We start from the raw sequence: 26,394 nt of genomic DNA on the forward strand, positions 1-26,394 counted from the left end.
CGGCCATCGCCAGCCGCGACCTGTCGCGGGCGCAAGCGCTGGCCGAGCATTTTGGCGCGCGCCACGCCTTCGGCTCCTACGAGGCGCTTCTGGAGAGCGCGGAGGTGGACGCGGTCTATATTCCGCTCCCGACCAGCCAGCATGTGGAATGGGCGCGCCGCGCCATCGAGGCCGGCAAGCATGTTCTGGTGGAAAAGCCGCTGGCGCTGAAGGCCGAATCCATCGAACCGCTGATCGCCGCGCGCGACAAGGCGGGCGTCGAGGTGGCGGAAGCCTTCATGGTGCGTTACCACCCGCAATGGGCCCTGGTGCGCGAATGGATCGCGGACGGGCGCATCGGCCGCCTCTGCCATGTGCAGGGGGCCTTCTCCTATTACAATGTCGACCCCGCCAATATGCGCAATCAGCCGGAACTCGGCGGTGGCGCGCTTCCCGACATCGGCGTCTACCCCGTCGTCACCACGCGACTTTCGACGGGCGCGGAGGCCGTGTCGGCCCGCGCCACGATCGAGCGCGATCCGACCTTCGGCACGGATCGCTTCGCCGATTGTTCGGTGGACTTTGCCGATTTCCGCCTCTCCTTCTATGTCGCGACCCAGATGGCCGCGCGCCAGACCATGGTGTTCCACGGCACGGAGGGTTTCATCGAGGTAGACGGGGCCTTCAATGCCGGGCTCTACGCGCAGGCCGCCGTGCATTGGCACGACCGCTCGCATGGGCGCTCGGAGACGGCGCGCTTTGGCGCCGCGGATCAGTACCGCCTCCAGGCCGAAGCCTTCGCGCGGAAAGTCGCAGGCGGCACTGAGCCTCTGTTCTCGCTGGAGGAATCCATCCTCAACCAGCGCGTAATCGACGCCTTCTACCGCTCCGGCGAAGCGGGTGGCGCCGCCGTCCGGGTTTGAGTTCTTCCTGCGAAAGGCGGTTTCCCCGCAGGCACAAGGCGGGGAAACAAGACCTTTGAGCTGTGCGGCGGACCTTCGTTAGGCGGACATGCCCTGCCCCGCACCAAGCAGAGCGCTCCAGCTTCGGTCCATTCATCTGCCTTAGTTTCGGCCGATCCGTCCGGCTTGGCTCTGCCAGCCGGCATGGCCGATGCCGGCCGTCCGGAGGAACGCCCCATGCTGTCAGGTTCTCGCTCGCGCCTGTCGCTCGCAACGCTCGGGCTGGTTGCCGCCCTGTCCGGCCCCGCCGGCGCGCAGACGCCCGCCAAGGAACTGTTCGGCTCGGAAGCGACCCCCAGCGCCGGCCCGCCGCAGAGCATCGGCTTCTATTCCAAGGGCTGCCTGTCGGGCGCGATGGAAATGCCCAAGGACGGGCCGACCTGGCAGGTCATGAAGCCTTCGCGCAACCGCGCCTTCGCCCATCCGACCATGATCCGCTTTCTCCAGCGCCTGTCGGGCGACGCCGCGCGCGAGGCGCATTGGCGCGGGCTTCTGTTCGGGGACATGGCGCAGCCGCGCGGCGGCCCGATGAAGGATGGCCACGCCTCGCACCAGATCGGCCTCGACGCCGACATCTACCTGACCGAGATGCCGACGCGCCGCCTCTCGCCGCACGAGCGCGACACGATGCCCCTGCCCTCGGTGATCGACAAGCGCACCAACCGGATCGACCTGTCGCGCTGGCGGCCCGAGATGCTGAAGCTCATCCGCACCGCCGCGCGCGAGCCGGAGGTGGAGCGCATCTTCGTGCATCCCGGCATCAAGGAGCAGCTCTGCAAGACGGCGGGGCGCGACCGGGCCTGGCTCAACAAGGTGCGCCCGATGTTCGGGCACGATTATCATTTCCATGTGCGCATCTCGTGCCAGCCGGGCTCGCCCAATTGCCAGTCACAGGAATCGACCGGCAAGGGCGATGGCTGCGATAAGCTCGACTGGTGGTTCAACGTCGCGCTGCGCCCGCCCCCGCCCAACGCCAAGCCCTACAAGAAGCCGCCCCCGATCTTCATGGCGGCCCTCCCGAAGGCCTGCGCGGCCGTGCTCAATCAGCCGGCGGCCAAGGGCGGCGCGGTGATGGCCTCCTCGCCCGCCCCGAGCTTGCCACAGCCGCCGCCCGTCGCCGCCGCCATGTCGGACGATTTCGACGACGGCGCGCAGCCCGCGCCCATCGCGAGCCCGGCACCGCCGCCTCTGGCCCCCTCCGCCAGCGCCCCGGCCTATGCGCGGGAGCCCCCCGGCGGATTGCCCATGCCCCGTTTCCGCCCGGCCCGTTGAGCCGGGCGAAAGCCGTTCAGAGCCTTCCAGCCTCCGCGCCGCTCCCCTGAGGGCCGATCGCGGCGAAGAGCGCCGCGTCCTCGCCGATACCCGCATTGGGCGTCGTCAGCAGCGTTTCGCCATAGAAGATGGAATTCGCCCCCGCGAGGAAGCAGAGGATCTGCGCCTCGCGGGTGAGCTGCGAGCGGCCGGCCGACAGGCGCACCCGCGCCTTCGGCATGACGAGCCGCGCCGTTGCGACCATGCGCACGAGATCCAGCGCGTCGATCCGCTCGCGACCCGCCAGCGGCGTTCCCTCCACAGGCACCAGCGCGTTGATCGGCACGCTTTCGGGGTGCGGGTCGAAGCCGGACAGAACCTGCAACAGGCTGGCGCGATCCATCACGCTCTCGCCCATGCCGACGATGCCGCCGCAGCACAGCTCGATCCCCGCTCTGCGAACGAGGCCAAGGGTCTCCAGTCGGTCGCGGTAGGTCCGCGTCGAGATGATGCGCTCGTAGAATTCGGGCGAGGTGTCGAGATTGTGGTTATAGGCGGTGAGCCCGGCGCGCGCGAGGCGCTCGGCCTGATGGAGCTTCAACATGCCGAGCGTGACGCAGGCTTCCATGCCGAGGGCGCGCACGCCCTCCACCATCTCCACCACCGCGTCGAACTCGCGCCCGTCCCGCACCTCGCGCCAGGCCGCGCCCATGCAGAAGCGCGAGGCTCCGGCCGCCTTGGCGGTCTGCGCCAGGGCGATGACCTTGTCCGGCTCCATCAAACGGTCGCGCGTCAGCTCGACCTCGCGGTGATGGGCCGATTGCGGGCAATAGGCACAATCCTCCGGGCAGCCACCCGTCTTGATCGACAGGAGACTGGCGCGCTGGACATGATCGGGATCGTGATGGGCGCGGTGCACGGCCTGCGCCCGGCCGACGAGATCGAGCAGCGGCGCTTCGAGAAGCACGGTGATCTCCTCCACGCTCCAATCATGGCGGATCACACCATCGGCGCTCATCGACGGACGTCCGCGCGGCGCGGCAGGGCAAGGCTTGCCACCGCCAGGATCGCGATCTTGAGGAGATCGCCCGGCACGAACGGCCAGACGCCGACGCTCAGGATCTTGTCCGCTGGCACCAAAAGCGAGAGCCAAGCCGCGCCGCAGGCATAGACGAGGGCGAGGCCGGCCAGCATGGCGCCAAAGCGCCCGAGGAACTTGCGCCCCGCCGCCCAGTGGCCGACCAAGGCCGAAGCGAGAAGGAAGCCCAGGAGATAGCCCGCTGTCGGTCCCATCATATAGGCCAAGCCGATGCCGCGCTCGGGCGTACCGGAGAAGACGGGCAGCCCCGCCGCACCGGCCGCGAGATAGGCCAGAAAGATCGAGACCGCCAAGCGAGGGCCTAGAAACAGCGCAAAGCCCATCACGGCCATCGTGTGCAAGGTCATGGGCACAGGCCAGAAGGGAATCTGCGCCTTCGCGGCCAGCGTCATGAGGATGACGCCTGCGGGAATCACAACAAGCTGGGGAAGGATGCCAAACCGGGATGGATGCGTGGACGAGACTGGGGTCGCCATCGAAACCTCTTTATCTATTATTTTTAGCGGGTCGCCTCCCGATCATGAGACGAATTCCCTGATTCGCTCAATCATTCTAAAAATAATAGATAAAATATGTTGTACTACGTGTGCCCTCTGGAGTGCGTCACCTGCCCGATCCGCTGCACATGCCGCGCCAGCGTCGAGGCCGCGCTTTCGGCATCCCCGGCCCGGAGCGCGAGGAGAATGGCCCGGTGATCGCGATCGGTCGGCGCATCCCATTCCGCCCGCCAGCCGGAAAACAGAAAGCGCGCGCTCGCGGCCTGAAGATCGTCGATCGTCTGCAGGAGACGGGGCATGGCGCAGGGGGCGAGAATGGTGCGGTGAAAGGCGCGGTTCGCCTCTTCCCAGGCCTGCACATTCGCGGCCCGGTCGCCCGCCTCCACCGCCTTATCGGCCTCATCCAGGATCGAGCGCGTCAGATGCGGAAAGGCGTGGCGGAGCGCGAGGCTTTCCAGCGCCGCGCGCATCTCGGCGACCTCCCGCACTTCGGCTGGGCTGAACCCGGCCACACGCACGCCCCGGCGCGGCTCGCTGACGACAAGCCCCTGGGCCTCCAGCCGTCGAAAGGCCTCGCGCACCGGCACATGGCTGGCGTTGAACTCCAGCGCCACATGATCCTGCCGCAGCTTCACGCCCGGCGCGATCGCGCCTGAAATGATGCGCTCGGCCAGCGCGCGACTGATTCTGACCGCCAGCGGGTCGTCTTTGGCAATGCTCATGCGTGCGCGATAATCTATAAAAGCAGGCCCGTCGATGCGCCCTCCGCGACGCATCGCGCGGGGCTGCGACACAGCGCCTTTTTCCCGCAACGCTGCGGTGCTATGGCTGGCCCGTCTTCAAACGATTGAAACCGGACCGGCATGACTCCGACGCACGATTCCGCCGAAAACCTGAAGTTTCCGATCCTGATCGGCGACATCGGAGGCACCAATGCCCGGTTCGCCCTTCTGGTGGACGCCTTCGCCGAGCCGAAGAACTTCCCGATCGTCCAGACCGCCGATTTCCCCAATATCGACGACGCGATCCAGGCGACCGTTCTCGACAAGACCTCGATCCAGCCGCGCTCGGCCGTGCTCGCCATTGCCGGCCCGATCAGCGGCGACGAAATCGAGCTGACCAATTGCCATTGGGTGGTGCGCCCGCGCCGGTTGATCGAGGATCTCGGCTTCGAGGACGTGCTGCTCGTCAACGATTTCGAAGCGCAGGCGCTCGCCGTTTCGGCTCTGCCGGACGCCGGCCGCGAGGCGATCGGCCCCGCCGGCACACCGCATGACGGCGCGCGCGTCGTGGTCGGCCCCGGCACGGGCCTCGGCGTCGCCGGACTCGTCAAGGCGCGGCGCATGTGGATTCCCGTAGCGGGCGAAGGCGGGCATATCGACCTCGGCCCCCGCAGCGCGCGCGATCTCGCCATCTGGCCCTATCTGGAGACGATCGGCGGGCGCGTTTCGGCCGAGCAGATCCTGTGCGGACGCGGCCTCGTCAATCTCTACAACGCCATCGGGCGCGCCGACGGGCGCGAGGTGCAGCCGCATTCCCCCGCATCGATCACGGCGGCGGCCGGCGCGGGCGACGAAACGGCCCGCGAAGCCATCCGCCTCTTCGGCATCTATCTCGGGCGCGTGGCCGGCGATCTGGCGCTCGTCTTCATGGCGCGCGGCGGCGTCTTCATCGCGGGCGGAATCTTCGGCCACATCGCACCCTATATCGACCGCGCCGCCATGCGCGCCGCCTTCGAGGACAAGGCGCCCCACGAAGCGCTCTTACGCGACATGCCACTCTATGCCATCACGCTGCCGCTGGCGGCGCTGGCGGGGCTCGCCACATTCGCCCGCGCCCCGCGTTCCTACGGGCTCGAGACCACCAACCGGCGCTGGACGCGCTGACGCTCTTTATCCCCCGCACCGCCGCGCCTGTAGGCAGGAGCGGCGGCAGCGGCTATAGAGCGAGCCGACGATGAACCGGCCGGCCCGATCCTTGACGAAGACCACTCTCTCCTTGAGCGAACCCCGTCAGCGGGGCGAGGCGCTCCATCTGCTTCGCCGCGTGATCGCGGAAAACGGGCGCGAGCATCTCGCCGGCTACGCGGTGGCGGCCCTGTGCCTCGTCGTGGTGGCGCTCACCACGGCCTTCATGGCCTGGGTGATGCGCGACGTGATCGACGAGATTTTCGTCGCCGGCAATCGGGCCATGCTGTTCACGCTGCCCTTCGCGATCTTCTTCGCCTTCTTTCTGCGCGGCATCGCCTCCTATGGGCAGGGCGTCATCCTGGCCCGGATCGGCAATGATGTCGTGGCGCGCTACCAGCGCCGCCTGTTTGCCCATCTCACCGAACTGTCGGTGGATTTCTTCGGCGAAACGCGCTCGGCGCAGCTCGCCGCGCGCATCAATCAGAACGTTTCGGGCATTCGCGACACGCTGAACCTGACCGTCACGTCTCTGGCGCGCGATCTCCTGACACTGATCTTCCTGATCTTCGCCATGATCTGGCAGGACTGGGCGCTGTCGCTGATCGCGCTGACCGCCGGGCCGCCCATCGCTATCATGATCTCGCGCCTGTCGCGCAAGCTGCGCAAGGCGACGCGCCAGTCGATCGACCTCAACAGCCGGGTTCTCGGCTCCATGCAGGAAGCGGCGCAGGGCATTCAGGTGGTGAAGGCCTTCACCATGGAAAAGCTCCTGCGTGCGCGCACCGACGATCTGATCGAAAAGGCGGAAGAGCGCTCCAACCGCATCGCCATCATCACCGAGCGCTCCGGCCCGATCACCGAGACGGTGGCCGGCATCGCGGTGGCGGCCGTGATCGCGTGGTCGGGCTATCGCTCCATCGTCTACGGCTATTCGCCGGGCTCGATGTTCGCCTTCATCACGGCGCTGCTTCTGGCCTACGACCCCGCGCGCCGCCTCGCCAAGCTTCAGGTGCAGATGGAGCGGGCGCTCGTGAACGCCAAGATGATCTACGAGATTCTGGACGAGGCGCCGCGACAGGCCGACGCGCCGGATGCCAAGCCCCTTTCCGTCGCGGGCGGCGAAATCCGCTTCGACGCCGTGACCTTCGGCTATCACGCCGAGGAGCCGGTCTTGCGCGAACTCTCCTTCACCGCGCCCCCCGGCCGAACCACGGCGCTGGTCGGCGCATCGGGCGGCGGCAAGTCCACGATCATCGCGCTGATCGAGCGCTTCTACGACACCGCCTCGGGCCGCATCCTGATCGACGGCACGGATATCGCCACCGTCACCAAGCATTCGCTGCGCTCGGCCATCGCCTATGTGCCCCAGAGCCCCGTCCTGTTCGAGGGCTCGATCCGCGACAATATCCGCTTCGGCCGGCCGGAAGCCTCCGACGCCGAGGTGGAGGACGCCGCGCGCAAGGCGCAGGCCGAGGAGTTCATCCTCACCCAGCCGCTCGGCTACGAGACGCCCGTCGGCGAAAACGGCGTGACGCTTTCGGGCGGCCAGCGCCAGCGCCTGTCGATCGCCCGCGCCCTCCTGCGCGACGCGCCGATCCTGCTTCTCGATGAGGCGACCTCGGCGCTCGACACGCGCTCGGAAGTCCTGGTGCAGCGCGCGCTGGAAACCGCGATGCGCGACCGCACCGTCATCGTCGTCGCCCATCGCCTGTCCACCATCGTCGGCGCGGACCAGATCCTTGTCGTGGATCGCGGCCGGATCGCCGAAAGCGGGACGCATCAGGAGCTTCTGACCCGGCCGAACGGCCTCTATGCCCGTCTGCACGGGTTCCAGGGCGGGGCGGACGCATCGCAAACCATCGAAACGGAGACCTTGCCATGAGCGAGCCGATGAAGCTGGTGATCCTGGGCGCCGCCGGGCGCATGGGCCGCACGCTGGTGCGCGTCGTCAAGGAAACCGAAGGCGCGAAGCTTTCCGCCGCGATCGAGCGCGAGGGCTCGCTGGCGCTTGGCAACGACGCCGGGGAACTCGCCGGGGCAGGCCATCTCGGCATTCCCGTCTCCAGCGACCTGGCGGCCGCCTTGGACGCAGCGGACGGCGTGATCGACTTCACCGCCCCGGCCTCCAGCGTTGCGGTGGCCCACGACGCCGCCCGGCGCGGGCTGGTCCATATCATCGGCACGACCGGCTGCTCGGAAAGCGACGATGCCGCGATCGCGCGAGCGGCGCAGGCCGGCGCGCGGATCGTCAAGTCCGGCAATATGAGTCTCGGCGTCAATCTTCTCGCCGTTCTGGCCGAGCAGGCGGCGCGCGCCTTGGGGCCCGACGCGTTCGACGTCGAAATCCTCGAAATGCACCACCGCCACAAGGTGGACGCACCGTCCGGCACGGCGCTGCTTCTGGGCGAGGCTGCGGCGGCGGGGCGTGAGATCGCCTTGAAGGAACAGTCCGTGCGGGTGCGCGATGGCCATACCGGCCCGCGCGAGGCCGGCACGATCGGCTTTGCCACGCTGCGCGGCGGCTCGGTGGTGGGCGATCATCAGGTGATCCTCGCCGGCGAGGGCGAGCGCATCGAGCTGAGCCACCGGGCGGAGGATCGCGCCATCTTCGCGCGCGGGGCCGTGCGCGCCGCACTCTGGGCCAGGGGTCAGTCGCCGGGTCTTTATTCGATGCGTCAGGTGCTCGGCTTCTGACGCTCCACAGGTTTTCCACCTCTCGTCCACATCATACGTTCACCCAAGGGAGTTCGCCTTCATGTCCCGCACCCTCGTGCTCGTCCGCCACGGCCAGAGCGACTGGAACCTCAAGAACCTCTTCACCGGCTGGCGCGACCCGGACCTGACGGAGCTCGGCGTGGAAGAGGCCAAGGCCGCCGGCCAGCGCCTCAAGGCGGCCGGACTCCAGTTCGACATCGCCTTCACCAGCGCCCTCTCCCGCGCCCAGCGCACGCTGAAGCTCATCCAGGGCGAACTCGGCCAGGAGGGTTTGGAGACGATCCGCGATCAGGCTCTGAACGAGCGCGACTATGGCGACCTGTCGGGCCTCAACAAGGACGACGCCCGCGCCAAGTGGGGCGAGGATCAGGTCCATGTCTGGCGCCGCTCCTATGACGTGCCGCCTCCGGGCGGCGAGTCGCTGAAGGACACGGGCGCGCGCGTCTGGCCCTACTACATCCACCGCATTCAGCCGCATGTCCTGTCCGGCGGCACGGTGATCGTCGCGGCCCATGGCAACTCGCTGCGCGCCCTCATCATGGCGCTGGACGGCCTGACGGGCGAGGAGATCGTGGCGCAGGAACTCGCGACGGGCGTGCCCATCGTCTACAAGCTGAACGCCGATTCCACCGTCGCTTCCAAGGAAGTTCTGGCGGGCTGACCGTCACGAAGCTCGCCCGCTTCAGCGGGGTGGGCATCACGAACAGACAGTGGGGTGGCGCCTCGGTGCCGCCCTTCTTCTCCGCCGCGTCAACTTGGCGCTTGCGGGATCGACATTCTGAACGGATGCTGATGCCTTCCCTTGGAAGGAGGCATCGCATGCGCCGCGTTCTCCTCGGTTTACTTGCCTTGGTCGCCCTCGCTCATCCGGCGCTGGCGGATGATGGCAGCGATGCCCGCGCCACGATCGGCGGGCAGCTCGAAGCCTTTCGCGCCGACGATGGAGCGCGGGCCTATTCCTTCGCCGCGCCCAATATCCAGCGCCTCTTTCCCTCGCCCGAGATTTTCCTGAGCATGGTGGCGCAGGCCTATCCCGCCGTTCACCGCGCCGGCAACGTCACCTTCGGCGCGCTGAAGGCCGAGGGGGCCGGGCTGCGGCAGGAGGTCTACCTGTCGGATGCCAAGGGGCAGAGCTGGATCGCCAGCTACACGCTGGAGCGCCAGCCGGACGGCTCGCTGAAGATCACCGGCTGCCAGATGCGCAAGGGCAACGACATCGGAGCCTGACGACCCTCCGGTCGGCAACGCCTTTCCCCCTCGTGTCCCGCGTCGGCGCGGCATGCGATATAGGCTCGGCCGAAGAACCTTTCGCCCCCTCGACAGACCGCAGCGCCTTCGGAAAGCGAGAAGGGGCGCAACACGCCCCTCCGCTTCGACCTCAGTCGCGATAGGCCCCTTGGCGCTCCAGCATCCAGCCGGGATATTCGGCCGGCAGGCGCGACACGGCGTCGAGCTTGGCGAGATCGTCCGCGCTCAATTCAACTTTCGTCGCGCCGATATTGTCGGAGAGCTGCTCCGGCCGCCGGGCTCCGATGATGACGCTGGTCACCACGCTCTGGTGCAGCAGCCAGCTGAGCGCCACCTGCGCCACTGTGCAGCCCCGGGCGTCGGCCACCTCGCGCATCGCCGAAATTACGGCGCTGCCGCGCGTGCGGTCTACGGGCGGGAAGTCGAACGTGGCGCGCCGCCCGTCCGCGCCGGTGCCCTCGCCGTCATATTTGCCCGAGAGATAGCCACCGGCCAGCGGGCTCCAGACCATGAGACCGATGCCCTCGGACTGAAGCATGGGCGCAATGTCGCGTTCGAGATCGCGCCCGACCAGCGTGTAATAGGCTTGAAGGGAGAGAATGGGCGCGAGCCGGCGCATCTCGGCGATGCCGACCGCCTTCATCACCTGCCAGGCTGCCCAGTTGGACAAGCCGAGATAGCGCACATGCCCGTGGCGCACGAGCGTATCCAGCGCTTCCAGGGTCTCGTCAATCGGCACCGCTTTGTCGAAACCATGGATCTGGTAGAGGTCGATATGGTCGAGCCCCAGCCGCTGGAGGCTCTGCTTGCATTGGGAGAGGATATGCGAGCGCGAGGCGCCGCGCGCGTTCGGCCCCGCACCCATCGGCCCCAGCACCTTGGTCGCCACCACGACATCGTCCCGCGCGACACCGAGATTGGACAGGGAGCGGCCGAGAATGCGCTCGCTTTCGCCGCCCGCATAGACATTGGCCGTGTCGATGAAATTGATGCCGGCATCCAGCGCCGTCTTCACCAGCGCGTCGGCCTCGTCCTGCCCGAGCCGGCCGATCTGGCTCCACATGCCCTCGTTGCCGCCGAAGGTCATGGTGCCCAGGCACAGTTCCGAAACGAAGAGGCCGCTATGGCCGAGCTGTCGCATCCGCATGGATCATCTCCTTGAAAGCGTGGCGATGGGCCGAACCTAAGGCGCGGGGTCGCCTTTGCCTCCGGCCGATCCTCTCAGCCTCTTGCCCGATCCTCTCAAACCCGCTCGGGGGCGATGGCGTTTTGCGGCCTCGTGCGTACACTCACGGGCATGACCGACCTCGCGCCGCTTCTCGAACGCCAGTTTCTGCGCCATGGGCGCGAAACGTCGATCAAAGGCCTGCTTCTCAACCGTGCGGAGGGCCCGAGCGGTATCATCCGCTCGGTCTACGGCCCCTCCTTCTGCCTCGTCGTGCAGGGGGCCAAGCTCTCGACGCTCGGCCCCGACACCTATCGCTACCGCGCGGGCGAAGGCCTGATCGCCTCGGTGGACGTTCCGGTCTCCGCCCGCATCGTGGCGGCGAGCCCGGCCGAGCCCTATCTCGCGCTGAGCTTCGCCCTTCCGCCGGAGGACGTGACCGCACTGGTCGCCGAGGCCGAAATCGCGCCCGCGCCGGCCGCGCCCTTCGCGGCGCTGGCGGCGGGCCGGGTGGACCCGTCCCTGTGCGATCCGATCAGGCGGCTTCTGGAATGCCTGGACCAACCGCGAGATGCGCCGGTTCTCGTACCGCTGATCCGGCGCGAGCTCGTCTGGCGCTTGCTTCATAGCCCGCTCGGCGCGGCGCTCGCTCAGATGGGCGCGCGCGACAGCCACGGCGCGCGGGTCGGCCGGGCCTGCGCCCATATCCGCGCGCATTATGCGCAGAGCCTTCGGGTTCAGGATCTCGCCCGGCTGGCCGGCATGAGCGTTCCCAGCTTCCATCGGCATTTCAAGGCGGTGACGACCATGACGCCGGTCCAGTTTCAGAAGCTCGTGCGCCTTCAGGAGGCGCGTCGGCGGCTGATGAGAGCGGAGGAGGTCGCGAGCGTCGGCTATGCCATCGGCTACGAGAGTCCCTCGCAGTTCAGCCGCGACTATCGCCGCCTGTTCGGCAATCCGCCGGCGCGCGACGGCGCGGCCATCCGCGCGCGCTTCGCGCCGGAGCCCGCGCTCCCCTGAACCTCTTGCCGGCTAACGATTTTACCCGCCAAACAGCTGTCATCGAATTGCGGCATGGTGCGTCCTCAGCGAACAGCCCAGACGAAAGCGACCGGCCGCATGAGCAACGAAGACAGGACTCTCGACGGTTTCGCCGCGCGCAATGGCGCGGACGATTGGCTGCGCGCCGAAATCGAGGATGTGCTGGACGAAGATTTCGAACTGGAACTCTCGCCGCCGTCTCTCAGCGACGAACTCACCAAGATCTACAAGAAGTCCCACCCGAACGCGCTCGACCGTCTCGTGTATTTCCGCGAGCTGCTGCGTCTTCAGTCCGAGTTGATCAAGCTCCAGAACTGGGTCGCCCACCACAAGGAAAAGGTCGTCGTCCTGTTCGAAGGGCGCGACGCGGCCGGCAAGGGCGGCGTCATCAAGCGCATTTCACAGCGGCTCAACCCGCGCATCGTGCGCGTCGTCGCGCTGCCCGCGCCGAGCGACCGCGAAAAGACGCAATGGTATTTCCAACGCTATGTGCCGCATCTGCCGGCGGGCGGCGAGATCGTCCTGTTCGACCGCTCCTGGTACAACCGGGCCGGCGTCGAGCGCGTCATGGGCTTTGCCAAGCCCAACGAGGTCGAGCAGTTCTTCCATGACGTGCCGGAATTCGAGCGGATGCTGGCCCGCTCGGGCATCCGTCTCGTCAAATACTGGTTCTCGATCACCGACGAAGAGCAGCAGATGCGCTTCATGATGCGCGTCCACGATCCGCTCAAGCAGTGGAAGCTCTCGCCGATGGACCTTCAATCCCGCGTGCGCTGGGAGCAATATACCAAGGCCAAGGAAGAAATGTTCGCGCGCACGAGCATTCCCGAAGCGCCCTGGTACATCGTGGAAGGCAACGACAAGAAGCGCGCCCGCCTCAACTGCATCAACCACCTCCTCAGCCTGATCCCCTATGAGGGCGTGCCCTACGACGAGATCACGCTGCCCGAGCGCGTGTTCAATCCCGAATACGAGCGCCAGACCCTGCCGAGCGAGCTTTACGTGCCGCAGCGCTTTTGACGCTGCGCCTCATGCGGAGGGTGGGGGCACCACCCCGCCCGTCGCGGAGAACGCCCGGCAGAGATCGTTCAGGAAGCAGCTCTCGCAGCGCGGGCGGCGCGAGAGGCAGACGCTCTTGCCGAACTGGATCAGCCAGAAATGGCCGTCGCGGCGCGCCCAGTCCGGCACGTCGCGCTCCAGCGCGGCGGCCGTCTTGTCGGCGGTGCGCTCCTGCGTGATGCCGGTGCGGTTGCAGACGCGGAAGACATGCGTATCGACGGCGATCACGTCCTCGTCGAAGGTGAAGCTCATGACGATGTCGGCACATTTGCGCCCGATGCCGGGCAGGCCCATGAGCCCTTCGCGCGTTTGCGGCACCACGCGATCATGCTCCTCGATCAAGGCATGGCAGAGCCGGCGGATGCTGCGGGCTTTCATGTTGTAGAGGCCGCAGGGCTTGATGGCCGCCGCGATCTCGGCCTCGCTCAGACGAAGCATGTCGTCCGGCGTCCGGGCGAGTTGGAACAGCGCGGTCACGGCGGCGGCCGTGTTCACATCCCGGCTCTGCGCCGAAAGAAGACAGGACACGACGGACCGGAACGGGTCGGGCTGATCCTTCGGCCCCTTGGCGGTCGGCGTGCGACCGGGCATGTGCGCGGCGAGGCGACGAAATGTCTCCTCGCGCTCGGCTGCGTCCATGGGCGCGCGCAGTTCGCGAGTCTCCGATACGGCGCGCTGCGGCTTGCCCTTCGGCGCGGAGGATGTCCGCGCGTCGCCGCGCGCTTTCGGCATGTCCGCCCGTGTGTCGCCCGCCGCCTTGCCCATCGCATCGCTCCCTTCACCTGGCAGAAGGGACGCTTGGTCAGCCAATGAGTTCCGCGCTGCGGCGATCAGTCGGGGTGGCGCAGGCCGAACTCCCAGCCCAGCATGGCGCGCTTGCGCGTCAGCCCCCAATGGTAGCCCGTCAGCGCGCCCGACTTGCCGACCACGCGGTGGCACGGCACCACGAAGGACAGGGGATTGCGCCCGACAGCCGCGCCCACCGCGCGCGAGGCCTGCGGCGCGCCGATGTCCCGCGCGACGCTGGAATAGGTGTCGGCGCATCCCAGCGGAATGTCGAGAAGGCGCTGCCAGACACGCACTTCGAAATCCGTACCGATCAAGACGATGCGCAGCGGCTGGTCGCCCCGCCAGCGCGCCGGCGAGAAGACGCGCGCGACATGATCGGCCGCGCCCGCATCGTCCCGCTCGGCCTGCGCCTTCGGCCAGCGGCCGAGCATATCGGCCAGCGCGTGCGCGTCCCCGCCCCGCTCCTCGTCGCTGAAGGCGAGCCCGGCCAGCCCTCGCTCGGTCCAGACAGCCAGCGTGCGCCCGAACGGCCCGTCGGCAAAGCCGTAGCGCAGCGCCAGTCCTTCGCCCTTGGCCTTATGAGCGCCTGGGCTCATGGCCTCATGCTTGACGAACAGATCATGCAGCCTGGACGGCCCACTGAGCCCGACCTCGATTGCGGCGTCCAGAAGCGGAAGCCCTTCGGCCAGAAGCCGACGCGCGTGATCCAGCGTGACCGCCTGAAGAAAGGCCTTGGGGCTGAGCCCCGCCCAGCGCCGCAGCGCGGCCTCCAGCTCGGCCTCCGGCGCGCCCACACCTTCGGCCACTTCGCACAGGCTCGGCTGCGAGCGATATTCCCGCGAGATGAACTCGATCGTGCGCCGTACGAGCGCATAATCGCCGGGGGGCGGAACCTCCTCGAAGGCGGGACGCGGCGCGATTGGCGCATGGAGGGTCATGGGTCGGGCTCCTTTCGAGGCCGCAGCATGGCCCGCCCCGCCCCGCGAGACCACCCGTTTTTCCCAGAGATCGGCCCACCGCAGCGTCTGTTGCACAGAGACCGATCGCGCTTCGGATCGACAAGCGCAGGCGACCCCGCGCTGGACATCGTTTCGCGGGCGATACTCTACTGGCCGGAACAGGACACGAGCCACCGGCACCCTGCATTCCTGTCACGACCGGGAAGCACAGCGTCGACCTCGTCACAATTCCTTGCAGGAGTCCCAGTCTCTATTGCGTGCCTTCCCCGACTTCCGCTCGGCACCGCCCTCCCTCCCTTCCAACCGCCTGCCCCTTGCCGTCACGCCATCCCTGCGAAACGGGATCTGTCGCGTTCGTCGCGGCGGTAGTCGGCGCGGGCGCGTAGGAGGTCGCGGCGGGCCAGGAGGCCGATGAGGCGGCCTTCGTCGTCCACCACAAGCAGGCGACCGATCTCTTCGGCGAGCATCAGCTCGGCGGCGCGGTCGACGGGCAGCAAGGGGGAAACCCGGTGAAGCGAATGGTCGGCGACGAGTTCGCAAATGGTCGTGTCGGCCTCAGGCGGCGTTTGGGACCAGCGCAAAGCGTCAGTGCGGGACACCAGCCCCAGAACGCGCCCCTCGCCATCCACCACCGGATAGGCGCGATGCGCGACCTTGGCGAAGAAGGCGGCGGCAACGCCCGCCAGCATCGCGGCATCGCCCGCAAGGGGCGCGGTGAGCACGAACATCGGCCCCGCGCCGATCCATGCAGGCCGCCAGGCGATGGCCGTCAAGGCGGCGACCGACACCGGCACGAAGCTGCGCGGCTTCCACTCGAAAAGCAGCACCTCGACTGCCAGGAGCATGGCCGCGACGGGCGTGCCGAAGATCGCCGTCATGCCCGCCGCCGCGCCGCTGAGATGAAAGCATTGGGCAAAGAGCGAGCCGATCGCACCCCCGGTCAGGATGATCGGCCCTTCCGCGCCGAACGGCCCGCCGGAGCCGATCGAGACGGCCGAGGACAGGGGCTTGAGCACTGCGACCTTGGGCGACATACGGCTTTGGCCGAACAGAATGGCCTCGATGGCTTCGGGAATGCCGTGCCCGCGAATCTTGTCCGACCCGAAACGCGCCATGAGGCCGATGATCAGACTGCCCGCGCCCGGCACCAGCACCGTGGCAAGGCCACCCGTCGCCGGCACGATGCCCTGCACGGCAAAGGACCATTCGCCCTACCAGGCGAGATGGGTGGCGAGCGCGATGAGCTTCAGGAGCAGCCATGCGGCACCCGCGCCGTCCGTCCCGATGACGAGCGCCATCAGGGAGAGAGCGAGCATTCGCCAGTCGGCGCTGTGATCGGCCAGTCGCGGCAATGAGACCGGGCCGGAAAGGCCGTTGGGGATGAGAAGCGGAGCGGGGCGAAGGGGATCATAGGCGGCCAATTATCGCACTACGATACTTCTCAAGAATGCGATCGGTGGCATGGAGCGAGCTCGAGTGATCCGATCGACGACGAGGACTATCGCGCGCTGGCGCTGTTCCGCCGGCAGTTTGCGAAGCTTCCTGAGTTTCAGCGAAGGAGCCGCCGCAGAGGCAGGGCTGACGGCACAGCCGCATCAGGCGCTTCTCGCCATTCGCGCCGCCGCCGAACGCTCGCTGCCGGTCGGGGAACTGGCGGATCAGCTTGATCTTCGCCCGCACAGCGCCACGGGGCTGGTGAATCGACTGGTGCGGCTAGGGCTGGTGGAACGCCAGGCCGAGGATAGCGACCGAGGCCGCATCCGTGTCGCGCTCACCCAGAATGGGCTGGACAAGATCGAGACCCTGTCCGCCGCTCATCGCCACGAACTGCGGCGCCTTCGCCCTTTGCTGATCGAAATGCTGGGCAAGCTTTAGAAGCGGGGCAGGCCCCTCGCGGGTTGGCGCGCGGGCGCTTTGCGCCAGGGGCGTCGTTGTCGAGGCTTGGCCTTGTGCTGCATCGGCTCCCCCTTTGGGCGAGGCGAAGACGGGCGATCGCCCCCCTGCCCTGCGGTCCAGATTCAAGGCGGGCGACCGATCGGATCGGTGCTGGATGGATGCGACGACCGGCTCGAATTTTCGCTAGGAGGCACACGAACGAGCCCCTCACCCTCCGTTGACAGGGGGGAGGCTACGGTCGCAAGCTCAAGGCATGTTTGCTTCGAATACCGTCGAATTGTCCGGGCGCCGTGTGCTGATCGTCGAAGACGAGTATCATGCCGCCGAGGAATTGAGCGCGACCATCCGAGCCTCCAATGGGATCGTGGTCGGCCCCGTTCCGACCGTGGACGCAGCGCTGGCGCTGGTGGAGCGAGGCGAAGTGGTGGACGCCGCCATTCTCGACATCAATCTCGGGGGCGAGAAGGTCTTTCCCGTGGCCGAGGCCCTGAAGGCCATCGGCATCCCGATCATCTTCGTCACTGGCTACGACGATTGGATGATTCCGCAGGAATACGAGGACACGCCGGTGCTGCGCAAACCGGCCGAAGCCGACAATGTGGTCCAGCTGCTGTTCAGCCGGATTTGATGCTTCGAAGCCTTTCGAACAATCGGATCGGATGGGTCCGGTCTTTTCCGGCCCGCTTGCTGATCAATCCGGCTTTGCCGCCGGCCTCGACGGCGTCTGGCCGTTCAGGAAAAAGACGCCCGCCCCTTCTCGCTATCGCAGGCGGGACAGACGGGTCATCAGCACGTCTTCCACCTGATGCAGAGCCGCCGACATGTCCGACACCATGTCGGACGGCAATTGGCGCATCAGGTCGGCGTTCACCTCGCCCCAGACGCGACGCACATGGAGGCGAATCCGCTCGCCCTCCGGCGTGAGACGCACGAAGGTGCGGCGCAAGTCGACATCGTCGGCCTCGCGCTGGCACCAACCCCGGCGCTCCAGAATGTCCAGCATTTTGGAGACCGTCGATGGCCGTACGGACAGGTGGTTGGCCACCATGCAGATGCTTCGCTGCTCGCGCGGGTCGAGCGCGTCGAGAAGCTGATCCTGCCCGGCCATAACGCCGGTTTCCGCCAGCTTCAGCGAGACGAGTTGCCGGGTCGACTTGGACAGGGCGATCAAAGGCTGAAGCAGATCGACGCCGGCAACATCATTGTCGGGAATGGTATTCCTATTGGACTCTGCCATATCAATTGCCATCCATTCTGGGTCTTGACCGAAATATTCCGCAATCACCACACAGCTGTCGACTGCATTGGGACGATATTCGAAATCATTGCAGTCACGCGAAAATTTAACTCACGCCTTCGTGAGTTCGACTGTCGTGACGATAGCCGCTCTGATCCGAGCGGAGCGTGCGCGCCGAGCCGGCTTTCAGGAGCCGAACATGCGCCAAAGCGGGCTGCAAAACCGTTCCGGTTGCTGTTGCCGCATGTTTCCAAGCGTTGGCGACCAGATGGGTTCCATCACAATAGGACAGGATCTCATGCGACGGACGACTGGTGACCTCTAGTGTCGAAGCGCCGAGCGGCAGCGAGATCGCTCCTTGCACGCCGTCGCAGCCAAGTGAGCCGGTATGGTCGGTGATGCGTACCCGTGGGGCAACGCGCGTTCGATCGGGTCGCGGCCATAGTCTTCGTCCTCGGGCATCGACTCGGGCCTCGGCCTGTCGGCCGCCCGCTTTCGACCCACGCGACGTCTGGATGACCCACAGCCGCGTCAGCGCGCTCCCGCAGTGAAACTGCGTGCTGCGCCCCCGGCGCAGGCGTTCGCGGGTGGATCGGACTGCGCAGAAAGATCGGCCCCTCGCCATAGCGCGGACTTGCGGCTTGCATGTGCCGGATGGCGCGTCGGTTCAGCCCCCGGCCGAGGCGTCGGGCTTCATTTCGAAGGTCGAACACGATCACGCCGCCCCGGCTGCAGCGCCTTTGGACCGGCCAAACGAATCGCGCCATTTGGCTGCCGCTGCTTGGCCATTCGGAACGAGGTTCCTCCCGCGTCGTTCGAGCGACAGGGCAATCCACGGCCCCATCTTCCCAGCGCGAAGGATCGGAAAGGAACGACATGGACCTCACACCCGACGAAGAACAGTTTCTGCGCGCCATGCGGGCCATCACGATCAACGAGCGGGGCGAGCAGGTTTTCGTGGGCCTCTCGGCCGATGAAAGCGTGGAGTTCCTCCGGCTGACGCGCCGCAACGAGAGCGGTGAGGATTTGAGCCACGACCCGCGCTTCACCAGCTTGCGGGACCGGCACGAGGAGGCGCGCCAAAAGATCGTTGATGGCAAGGCTCCGCTCGATGGTCCGTTTCACGCGAGGTAACAAGCCGGTCGACCTCATCCATCTCGCGGGCGGCTCTCGACAGATTGCACGCGAGGGGCGAAACATGATCTCAGACGAATGGTCGGGGCCCCCTGCGAGCGGAGAATGGTCGAGAGATTTTCGTTCGACGACAGGAAGCGAAGCGCCGTCGGTGCGAGGGCGCATCGTCGGGCATTCGCGACAGTCCTCGCGGCCGGGCGAGCCGCGAGGATCGCATCGGGCGAGCGAAGAAAATCCGATCGGCCGACCCAGCGAGGATTCGCTCCGGCTCTGGAGAGTGCAACAGGCTTGCCCAACGGGTCGGTTCGCCGATCGGGTTGTCGGGCAACGGGTGGGTCAGGCAGAGGATGTCGGAGAACAAGACCGCTCTGGCAATGAACCACGCTTTGCCGGCGCTTCGCATCAGCAGCCGGGGGCTCCCCGCGCAGGAGGCGTTGCGTTTGTGGAGCGGGGCCATCGCGCAATTGCGAGCCGAACTGACCGTCGACGCGTGCGATGACATCTTTGTCGACGTCTCCGCCTGGCTGATCGGTTCGTCCATTCTTTGCACGAACCATGTCTCGCCCGCCTGCCTGTCGCGGGCCGCAGAGCAGTTGATCCCTGGTCCTCAAGGCCATGTCAGCCTGTTCCATATCGTGAGCGGCGAATGGGAGGGCGAGATCGGCGGCCAGCCCGTCTCGCTCGGTGCGGGCGATTTGTTTTGCCTCGAATCGTCACAAGGCTTTCGCCTGTCCCATTCGTGGAGCCGGTTTGTCGTCCTCGTGGTCCCGCGCGAAGCGCTGTCGAGCCTCATGAGCCGGATCCCGCCGCTGCATGGAGAGCGATTGACCTCCCCGAGCGCGTATGTTCTGGCGGCGCATCTGAGCGCCCTATCTCGCCACGCGCCTTCGCTCGGGCAGGACGAAGCGACGAGCATGGGGCGCGGCACGCTCGCCCTCGTGTCCGCCGCCCTGCGCGAGATCGAGGACCGGCACCTGCCGGAGCGTGAGCGCGAGCCCATGACCCCGACGCTGCGCATCCGCGTGGAGCGGCATATCGAGCAGAACCTGTCCTCGAACGCGCTGACGCCGGAGGCGATCGCGCGCGATCTGCAAATCCCCCGCTCCTCGCTGTATCGCGCCTTCGCGCCGCTCGGCGGCATTTCCAGCTATATCCAGACGCGCCGGCTGGACACGGCCTGCGCACTCCTGCGCCATCCGGAAGAACACCGCAGCATGGGGGAACTGGCCGAAGCGCTCGGCTTCGACAGCACGGCCTCCTTCAGCAAGGCGTTCCGGCGCCGCTTCGGCTGCTCCCCGCGCGAGGCCCGCAGCAAGGGCCTGCCGACGCTGGGCAACACGCGCACGATGTTCGAAGCCTGGCTTCAGCTTCAGCCCGCCATCCTGCCGCCGCCGCGCGATGGCGCGTCGAGCGCCCTTCCGCCAGCCGAGGGCTGAGGCGGACGGCGCGTCGGGCATCATGCGCCCGACACACCCGCGCGGCCTGGCCAACCTTGCCGCTGCGTTGTTGCAGGCGCGCTGGAGCTGATATCATCCCCAGAAAAAGCTCGCCCTCATGCACCACCGTGAAACCCCAGGATACGGGGCAACAGGTGCCTTGCGGCTTTGCCTGGCGATCGAGCCGGCCGCACAAGGGCGTTCGCGCCCCACTTCCCAAGAATTCCCTGTTTTATATAGTATAGAGGACTCAATTCCGTGCGTACTATTTTGCATAGAATCGAAATATTGTCTTCACCCATCTCTGCATGACACCCTATCCAAGATCATCATAAGACAATCCATTGTGCTCCCGTATTTTAATAGTCTCTTAACGAAGTGCGGATTGCCGGCTTCGTGGACGATGCGGGGGAAGCATGTCGACGGATCAATGGGTCGGAAACGATGTGTCGCAAGGGCACGCCCGTCTGGAGGGGATTCTCCGTTTCGAGCGGTTGAGCCACGGCTTCGCCCTTTGCGAAACGCTGGCGGTCTCGCTGGTCGCGGTGGCGACGGCCGATCTCTACTGGTCCTACGCGCTAGAATGGCACCCGGACCGCTCCGTGACCATGGCGGTCGGCGCGGCGCTGGGGCTCGGCGTCGCCGGACTGTCGCTGCTGCGCGGCAGCTACGAGCGCGCGATCGAACCGGGGCCGGGCTTTCTCTGGTCCGGGCTGGTGACGACGCTGCGGATCTTCACCGCGCTTCTGGCCGTCCTCTTCGTCACGCGGTTCGACGAGGGCTATTCGCGAGGAACCTTCTTCTCGCAATTCGTCACGAGCGGGCTCGTGGTTCTCACCCTGCGCAGCGTCTTCCAGCGCCTTCTGCGCGAGCGCCTCGCCAAGGGGCGGGTCGAGCGCCAGCGCCTGATGATCGTGGGCGACGCCCAGCTCGATCCCCAGCTTCAGGCGCGCCTGTCGGCGCGGGGCTGCCATGTCGTGGCCCGCCTGTCGCTGGCGGACACGGCGCGCGCCGACGAGGCCGAAACGCTGCGCGCCATCGTGAACACCTGCCGCGAGAGCGGCGTCGAGCGTGTTCTCGTCCACACCTCGGCCGAATTGGGCGATCTCGTGGACCGGCTCCTGCACGATCTCAGCGAGACGCCGGTGACGGTGGAAGTTCTGCCGCACCGCAACAGCCCGCTCTGGAGGGCCAAGGGCGACGGGCTGGCCGGCTTGCCGGCGGCCGTCGTGCGCAACCGCCCCCTGTCGCGGCTGCAACTGCTGCTCAAGCGCGTGTTCGACTTCGCGGTTGCGCTGGGCGCGCTGATCTTCCTCGCCCCGCTTCTTCTGGCCATTGCGGCGGCGATCCGCCTGGACTCCAAGGGTCCCGTCTTCTTCCGCCAGACGCGGCATGGCTACGGCAACCAGCCGATCCGCGTCTTCAAGTTCCGCTCCATGCGCGTGATGGAGGACGGCGCGGCCTTCCGTCAGGCGACCCGCAACGACCCGCGCATCACCCGCGTCGGGGCGGTTTTGCGACGCACCAATCTGGACGAGTTGCCTCAGATCCTGAACGTTCTCTTCGGCGAAATGTCGATCGTCGGCCCGCGCCCGCATCCGATCGCCCTCAACGAGACCTTCGCCAAGGAAATCAAGCTCTTCCATCGCCGCCACAACATTCGGCCTGGGATCACCGGCTGGGCGCAGATCAACGGGCACCGGGGCGAAACCGATACGCTGAAGAAGATGGCGGACCGGATCGAGCACGATCTCTGGTATGTCGATCACTGGTCCTTCCTGCTCGATCTCAAGATCATCCTGATGACCGCCTTCTCGCGGGCGGCCTATCGGAACGCGGGCTGAGCCTCGGTGCTGGACGCGACCTCTCCGACCTTTCCGCGCGAGATCGTGGAACTGGGCCTGCGCTTCCACCCGCTCACCAAGGCCGAGCTGCTGGACGAGATTTTCCGGCCGCGTCCGCCGGGCACGCGGATCGTGCTCGGCGGCGCCAATCTGCACGGGCTCTACGTCACCCATGTCGATCCTGCCTATGATCGGCTCTTGGCGCGGCCCGACACGCTGGTGATCCTCGACGGGATGCCTCTCGTCTGGATGCTGCGGGCGCGCGGGCACAAGGTGGAGCGGGCGCATCGCACGACCTGGGTGGACTGGCTGACGGACAGTTTCGAGCGCGCCGCGCGGGAGGGCAAAGGCGTTTTCGTGCTCGGCCACACGCCGGAGGTTCTGGAAACCGGCCTCGCGCTCGCGCGGGCTCGCTGGCCGAGTCTTCGGATCGACGGGCATCACGGCTTCTTCGACATGACGGGAGGGTCCGCCGAACTGGAGGCGGTTCTGGCCAGGATCGCGGCAGCCGAGCCGCACTTCCTCGTGGTCGGCATGGGAATGCCGCGTCAGGAGCGCTTCGTGGACGCCTATCGCGAGCGCCTCGCGGTTCCCGTCGTCGGGCTGGGCGGGGCGGCCTTTGCCTATTTCGCCGGCTTCGAGCCGACGCCGCCGCGCTGGATGGGGCGCTGGGGGCTGGAATGGCTGCATCGCCTGGCTGCCGATCCGCGCCGAATGGCGCACCGCTATCTTCTGGAACCGCCTCTTCTGGCCGGCCATCTGGCGCGCCGCGCCTGGACGCAGCGCCCGCAAAGCCCCTGATTGCGGCCCGCGACCATACCGCCCGCCCCCGATGTTTCGAACGTGAAGTGTAACCTCCATGGCGTTGCGTAATGCGCTGCAGACGATGAAGGGCCACGCCTTCACGGCGTCGGACCCGGCGGTCCGCTGGTGGGTCGATACGTGCTGGAGACAACAGAGAGCCCGGTCTTGCGCCCACGGCCTCACCCGGCCGCTCGTCGTCTCCCTCACCTCCTACCCGCCGCGCTTTGCCACGCTGGCCTATACACTCAAAAGTCTTCTGGCGCAGAGCGTCAGGGCCGATGAGACCGTTCTGTGGATCGCGCATCGCGACCATGCCGGCCTGCCGCGAGAGGTTCTGGATCTTCAGGACGATGGCCTTCGGATCGGCCTCTGCGAAGACGTGCGATCCTACAAGAAATATGCCTGGAGCTTCGCCGAGCACCCGGACGCCTATGTCGTCACCACCGATGACGATGCCTATTATTGGCCAAGCTGGCTGGCGGACCTGACCTCCGGCCTGACCGTTGCCAACGAGAGGGCTATTCCGTCCTTTCGCGCGCACGAGATCACGCTCGATGCCCATGGGGCGCCCCTGCTCTATGGCGCGTGGCGGCAGAACACAAGCGAGCGCAGGACGGCCCCGACCCTCTTTCCGACGGGGCTTGGCGGCGTGGTCTATGTGCCCTCGCTCCTGCATCCCGATGTGCTCGACCTTGACGCCGCGCGCCGTCTGGCGCCGACCGCCGACGACATGTGGCTTTATGTGATGGCGCGCCGCGCGGGCCTTCAGTTTCGCAAGGTCGGCCCGAAGGTTCGCTTTCGGAACTGGACCGGCAGCCAGGGCAGCGCGCTTTATATCGAAAACGACGCCAGCGGCTCGGCCAACGACGCGCAGTTCGCCGCGCTGACCCGAGAATTCGGCCGCGTCTGGGAAACGGCATGACATCAGTCTCTGCGAACGCCCCTCGCGTCTCCGTCGTCATTCCCGTCTTCAACGCCCGCGCCTGCCTCGAAACGGGGGTGCGGTCGGTGCTGGCGCAGACGCTTGGCGATCTCGAAATCATCCTCGTGGACGACGCCTCCACCGATGACAGCCTGTCGATCGCACGGGGGCTGGCCGGTGAGGACCCCCGCCTTCGCGTCATCGCCCTGCCCCGCAATGGCGGACCATCGGTCGCGCGCAATCGCGGCCTGAGCGAGGCTCGCGGCGAGTGGATCGCGATTCTGGATGCCGACGATCGGTTCGAGCCGACACGTCTGGAAACCCTCACGCGCTTTGCTGCCGAGCAGGGGTGCGACATGGTGGCGGACGATCTGGCGATCTACGACCGGGGCTGCGATGCCGTCGTGGGAACGGCCTATCCGGAGCTGCGCGAGCCGCTTCTTCTGTCGCTGGCGGAGCTTCTGCGCCACGATCTCTCGCCCGATCGCACGCCCTATGGCTGGCTCAAGCCCGTGTGGCGCCGCGAGTTCCTGACCCGCCGCCAACTCGCCTATGCCGAAGAGCAGCGATATGCCGAGGATTTCGACCTCCTGTTCCGCTGTCTACTGGAAGGCGCGCGCTTCCAGCTCGTGCCGGAGGCGGGCTACGTCTACACGCCCCGTCACGGGCCGGTCTCCCGCAAAGCCTCGGACATGTCGCAGACCCAGCCGGATTTCGGCGCGGCGCTTGGCGCCAATCGCGCGCTTCTGGTAACCTATCGCGCGCGGCTCACGCCCGCGGAGGCCGCCCTCCTCGAGCAGCGGATCGCCAGTTTCGAAGGCCGCGCCGCCTATGGCGAATTCCTTCGCCTCCTGCGCCGCAAGTCCCCCTCGGCGCTGGTTCGGGCCGCGCGCCACCCTTCCGTCCTGCGGCAGGGATTTCGCGCGCTCGCGCGGCGCTGGAAGCGATAGGTCTCATGCCCAGCCCTGAGCGCAACCTGAAATCCAAGATGATGGCCGGCACGCTGTGGAGCCTCGGCGGCTCGCTCGGCCAGCAGTTGTTCGGCTTCGTCGTCTTCGCCATCCTCGCCCGCAATCTGAGCCCGGCGGAGTTCGGCACGGTGGCGATCGCCACCATTCTCATCGACTTCCTGAACATTTTCGGCCGCTCCGGGCTGACCGACGTCCTGATCTACCGCAAGGATCTTACAGCGCTCGAACTCCACACCTCGTTCTGGCTGAGCGTCGCTCTCGGTCTTCTGGCCATGGCGCTCCTGTATGTCGGGGCGGGCTCGGCCGCCGCGCTCTTCGACACGCCCGAGTTGGAGCCGATCGTCCAAATCCTGGCGCTCTCGACCTTCATCTACGCGATCGGCGTCAATCCCGAGGCGCTGATGCGCAAGGAGTTCCAGTTCGCCCTTCTGACCAAGCGCACCATGCTGGCGACCGTCTCCTCCGGCCTCGTGGCCGTCGCGCTCATCGCGTTGGATTTCGGTGTCTACGCGCTGGTCTTCCAGCGGCTGACCTTCTCGATCCTGAACAGCGGCCTTTTGTGGATGTGGAACGGCTATCGCCCCGCCTTCCAGTTCTCCTTCGCGATCGCGCGCCGCCAGATGGCGGCAGGGGCCTGGCTCGCCGGTTCGTCCTTCGTCAACATGGCGATCCCCAAGACCTTCGATCTCATTGTCGGCTCGGTTCTGGGCACCGCCGCGCTCGGCCTCTACCGGATCGGCGCGCGCTATCTCGACCTGATCCTCGACGTGACGATCCGCCCGCTTTCCTCGGTGGCGCTGTCCTCCTTCTCGGCGCTCCAGTCGGATGCTCTGGCGCGCAACCGCGCCTATCTGCGTGTTCTCCAGCTGACCTCTCTCGTCATCTATCCCGCCTTCGCGGGTGCGGCGCTGATCGCCCCGGAGGCTCTTCCCGCCCTGTTCGGCCCGCAATGGACCGCCAGCATTCCGATCGCGCAGATCCTCGCCCTGTCGGCGCTGCCGCTACCCATCACCTTCCACAACCCGACCATCCTGACCGCGCTGGGGCAAGGCCGGAGCATTCTAGCCCTCAGCCTGTTCGATCTCTCCTTGAGCCTCGCGGTGGCCTTCTGCGCGGCGGGCTGGGGCGTCGGGGCAGTGGCGATCGGCTATGTCTGCCGCAACATCGCCTCCGTGCCTCTGGCGCTGCTGCTGCTCCGCCGCTCCACCGGGCTGCGCCCCGGCGAGGTGCTGCGCACGCTGCTTCCCTCGGCCGCGTGCACTCTGATCATGGTCGTGACGCTGCTGGGTCTGCGTCAGACGGCGCTGGTCGAAAGCTTCCCCGACCCGCTGCGCATCGCGGTGCTGGTCGTCGGGGGCCTGACGGCCTATGCGATCCCGGTTCTCTTGTGGCCGGGGCTCCTCGCCGATCTCCTGCGCTTCATCAGGCGCCCCGCGAAAGGCGGGGCCAGCGCGCCCTGACAGGCGCGGAGCGGCG

Annotated in this window: 26 protein-coding genes and 1 pseudogene; 18 read left to right on the forward strand and 9 right to left on the reverse strand. The window is 67.0% G+C overall.

What is annotated here, in order from left to right; all coding sequences use genetic code 11:
* A partial coding sequence (locus NS365_RS04205) for a Gfo/Idh/MocA family protein (RefSeq protein ID WP_058599035.1) occupies positions 1–902 on the forward strand: 902 nt, incomplete at its 5' end.
* Between the two features lie 216 nt (positions 903–1,118).
* Positions 1,119–2,213: a penicillin-insensitive murein endopeptidase gene (gene mepA, locus NS365_RS04210; protein ID WP_058599133.1), complete on the forward strand. Its 1,095-nt coding sequence runs from the start codon at positions 1,119–1,121 to the stop codon at positions 2,211–2,213.
* Positions 2,214–2,229: 16 nt separating this feature from the next.
* On the opposite strand, the gene bioB is transcribed toward mepA, so the two are convergent.
* From bioB to NS365_RS04225, 3 genes are all read right to left on the reverse strand, one after another.
* On the reverse strand, positions 2,230–3,210 hold the full coding sequence (gene bioB, locus NS365_RS04215) for a biotin synthase BioB (RefSeq protein ID WP_058599036.1): 981 nt from the start codon (positions 3,208–3,210) through the stop codon (positions 2,230–2,232).
* Positions 3,207–3,767, reverse strand: a complete 561-nt coding sequence (locus NS365_RS04220; protein ID WP_058599037.1) for a biotin transporter BioY — start codon at positions 3,765–3,767, stop codon at positions 3,207–3,209. The genes bioB and NS365_RS04220 overlap by 4 nt, the downstream gene beginning before the upstream one ends.
* Positions 3,768–3,871: 104 nt before the next feature.
* Positions 3,872–4,510 carry a GntR family transcriptional regulator gene (locus tag NS365_RS04225; RefSeq protein ID WP_058599038.1) on the reverse strand — a complete coding sequence of 213 codons (639 nt, stop codon included), beginning with the start codon at positions 4,508–4,510 and terminating at the stop codon, positions 3,872–3,874.
* Positions 4,511–4,651: 141 nt separating this feature from the next.
* On the opposite strand from NS365_RS04225, the gene NS365_RS04230 reads away from it, so the two are divergent.
* From NS365_RS04230 to NS365_RS04250, 5 genes are all read left to right on the forward strand, one after another.
* Positions 4,652–5,674, forward strand: coding sequence for a glucokinase (locus NS365_RS04230; RefSeq protein ID WP_058599039.1), 1,023 nt, complete (start codon positions 4,652–4,654; stop codon positions 5,672–5,674).
* 70 nt (positions 5,675–5,744) lie between these two features.
* The gene (locus tag NS365_RS04235) at positions 5,745–7,580 is read left to right on the forward strand and encodes an ABC transporter ATP-binding protein (protein ID WP_244498351.1); all 1,836 of its coding nucleotides are present in this window, start codon (positions 5,745–5,747) and stop codon (positions 7,578–7,580) included.
* A gap of 8 nt (positions 7,581–7,588) precedes the next feature.
* Positions 7,589–8,392, forward strand: coding sequence for a 4-hydroxy-tetrahydrodipicolinate reductase (gene dapB, locus NS365_RS04240; RefSeq protein ID WP_058599135.1), 804 nt, complete (start codon positions 7,589–7,591; stop codon positions 8,390–8,392).
* Between the two features lie 61 nt (positions 8,393–8,453).
* Positions 8,454–9,074, forward strand: coding sequence for a 2,3-bisphosphoglycerate-dependent phosphoglycerate mutase (locus NS365_RS04245; RefSeq protein WP_058599040.1), 621 nt, complete (start codon positions 8,454–8,456; stop codon positions 9,072–9,074).
* A 158-nt stretch (positions 9,075–9,232) separates the two neighbouring features.
* A complete protein-coding gene (locus NS365_RS04250; RefSeq protein ID WP_058599041.1) occupies positions 9,233–9,640 on the forward strand; it encodes a DUF4864 domain-containing protein in 408 nt (135 codons plus the stop codon).
* Positions 9,641–9,791: 151 nt separating this feature from the next.
* Here NS365_RS04250 and NS365_RS04255 read toward each other — a convergent pair whose 3' ends face one another.
* A complete protein-coding gene (locus NS365_RS04255) occupies positions 9,792–10,808 on the reverse strand; it encodes an aldo/keto reductase (protein WP_058599042.1) in 1,017 nt (338 codons plus the stop codon).
* 132 nt (positions 10,809–10,940) lie between these two features.
* Between NS365_RS04255 and NS365_RS04260 the strand changes: the two genes are divergently transcribed.
* Together NS365_RS04260 and ppk2 are read left to right on the forward strand one after the other, a co-directional pair.
* Positions 10,941–11,846 (forward strand): AraC family transcriptional regulator, encoded by a 906-nt coding sequence (locus NS365_RS04260; protein WP_244498352.1) that lies wholly within the window; start codon positions 10,941–10,943, stop codon positions 11,844–11,846.
* 99 nt (positions 11,847–11,945) lie between these two features.
* Positions 11,946–12,887 carry a polyphosphate kinase 2 gene (gene ppk2 / locus NS365_RS04265; protein ID WP_058599044.1) on the forward strand — a complete coding sequence of 314 codons (942 nt, stop codon included), beginning with the start codon at positions 11,946–11,948 and terminating at the stop codon, positions 12,885–12,887.
* Positions 12,888–12,896: 9 nt separating this feature from the next.
* Here ppk2 and NS365_RS04270 read toward each other — a convergent pair whose 3' ends face one another.
* The 4 genes and pseudogenes from NS365_RS04270 to NS365_RS25305 form a co-directional block, all read right to left on the reverse strand.
* Entirely contained in the window at positions 12,897–13,691 is a 795-nt protein-coding gene (locus NS365_RS04270; protein ID WP_244498353.1) for an endonuclease III domain-containing protein, read from the reverse strand.
* A 65-nt stretch (positions 13,692–13,756) separates the two neighbouring features.
* The gene (locus NS365_RS04275) at positions 13,757–14,653 is read right to left on the reverse strand and encodes a methylated-DNA--[protein]-cysteine S-methyltransferase (protein WP_058599045.1); all 897 of its coding nucleotides are present in this window, start codon (positions 14,651–14,653) and stop codon (positions 13,757–13,759) included.
* Between the two features lie 341 nt (positions 14,654–14,994).
* A complete protein-coding gene (locus tag NS365_RS25300) occupies positions 14,995–15,273 on the reverse strand; it encodes a CBS domain-containing protein (RefSeq protein WP_430515411.1) in 279 nt (92 codons plus the stop codon).
* 9 nt (positions 15,274–15,282) lie between these two features.
* A pseudogene (locus tag NS365_RS25305) lies at positions 15,283–15,789 on the reverse strand (chloride channel protein); the annotation flags it as partial.
* Between the two features lie 361 nt (positions 15,790–16,150).
* Here NS365_RS25305 and NS365_RS04290 point away from each other — a divergent pair.
* Together NS365_RS04290 and NS365_RS04295 are read left to right on the forward strand one after the other, a co-directional pair.
* A complete protein-coding gene (locus NS365_RS04290; RefSeq protein ID WP_244498354.1) occupies positions 16,151–16,549 on the forward strand; it encodes a MarR family winged helix-turn-helix transcriptional regulator in 399 nt (132 codons plus the stop codon).
* Between the two features lie 274 nt (positions 16,550–16,823).
* A complete protein-coding gene (locus tag NS365_RS04295; RefSeq protein ID WP_058599048.1) occupies positions 16,824–17,198 on the forward strand; it encodes a response regulator in 375 nt (124 codons plus the stop codon).
* Between the two features lie 132 nt (positions 17,199–17,330).
* Here NS365_RS04295 and NS365_RS04300 read toward each other — a convergent pair whose 3' ends face one another.
* Positions 17,331–17,807, reverse strand: a complete 477-nt coding sequence (locus tag NS365_RS04300) for a MarR family winged helix-turn-helix transcriptional regulator (RefSeq protein WP_058599049.1) — start codon at positions 17,805–17,807, stop codon at positions 17,331–17,333.
* Between the two features lie 876 nt (positions 17,808–18,683).
* Here NS365_RS04300 and NS365_RS04305 point away from each other — a divergent pair.
* The 7 genes from NS365_RS04305 to NS365_RS04335 all read left to right on the forward strand — a co-directional run bounded on the left by NS365_RS04305 (position 18,684) and on the right by NS365_RS04335 (position 26,378).
* The gene (locus NS365_RS04305) at positions 18,684–18,941 is read left to right on the forward strand and encodes a hypothetical protein (RefSeq protein WP_058599050.1); all 258 of its coding nucleotides are present in this window, start codon (positions 18,684–18,686) and stop codon (positions 18,939–18,941) included.
* Positions 18,942–19,288: 347 nt separating this feature from the next.
* Positions 19,289–20,377: a helix-turn-helix domain-containing protein gene (locus NS365_RS04310; protein ID WP_058599051.1), complete on the forward strand. Its 1,089-nt coding sequence runs from the start codon at positions 19,289–19,291 to the stop codon at positions 20,375–20,377.
* Positions 20,378–20,793: 416 nt separating this feature from the next.
* Complete coding sequence (locus NS365_RS04315; RefSeq protein ID WP_058599052.1) at positions 20,794–22,221, forward strand: exopolysaccharide biosynthesis polyprenyl glycosylphosphotransferase; 1,428 nt, start codon at positions 20,794–20,796, stop codon at positions 22,219–22,221.
* Between the two features lie 6 nt (positions 22,222–22,227).
* Positions 22,228–23,022, forward strand: a complete 795-nt coding sequence (locus NS365_RS04320) for a WecB/TagA/CpsF family glycosyltransferase (RefSeq protein WP_058599053.1) — start codon at positions 22,228–22,230, stop codon at positions 23,020–23,022.
* A 58-nt stretch (positions 23,023–23,080) separates the two neighbouring features.
* Positions 23,081–23,947 (forward strand): hypothetical protein, encoded by an 867-nt coding sequence (locus NS365_RS04325; RefSeq protein WP_058599054.1) that lies wholly within the window; start codon positions 23,081–23,083, stop codon positions 23,945–23,947.
* Positions 23,944–24,897, forward strand: a complete 954-nt coding sequence (locus NS365_RS04330; protein ID WP_058599055.1) for a glycosyltransferase family 2 protein — start codon at positions 23,944–23,946, stop codon at positions 24,895–24,897. Before NS365_RS04325 ends, NS365_RS04330 begins: the two co-directional genes overlap by 4 nt.
* A 5-nt stretch (positions 24,898–24,902) precedes the next feature.
* The gene (locus NS365_RS04335) at positions 24,903–26,378 is read left to right on the forward strand and encodes a lipopolysaccharide biosynthesis protein (protein WP_058599056.1); all 1,476 of its coding nucleotides are present in this window, start codon (positions 24,903–24,905) and stop codon (positions 26,376–26,378) included.
* The last annotated feature ends 16 nt before the right edge of the window (positions 26,379–26,394 follow it).

It is taken from the genome of Aureimonas ureilytica (assembly GCF_001475935.1).
Classification (GTDB): Bacteria; Pseudomonadota; Alphaproteobacteria; order Rhizobiales; family Rhizobiaceae; genus Aureimonas; species Aureimonas ureilytica_A.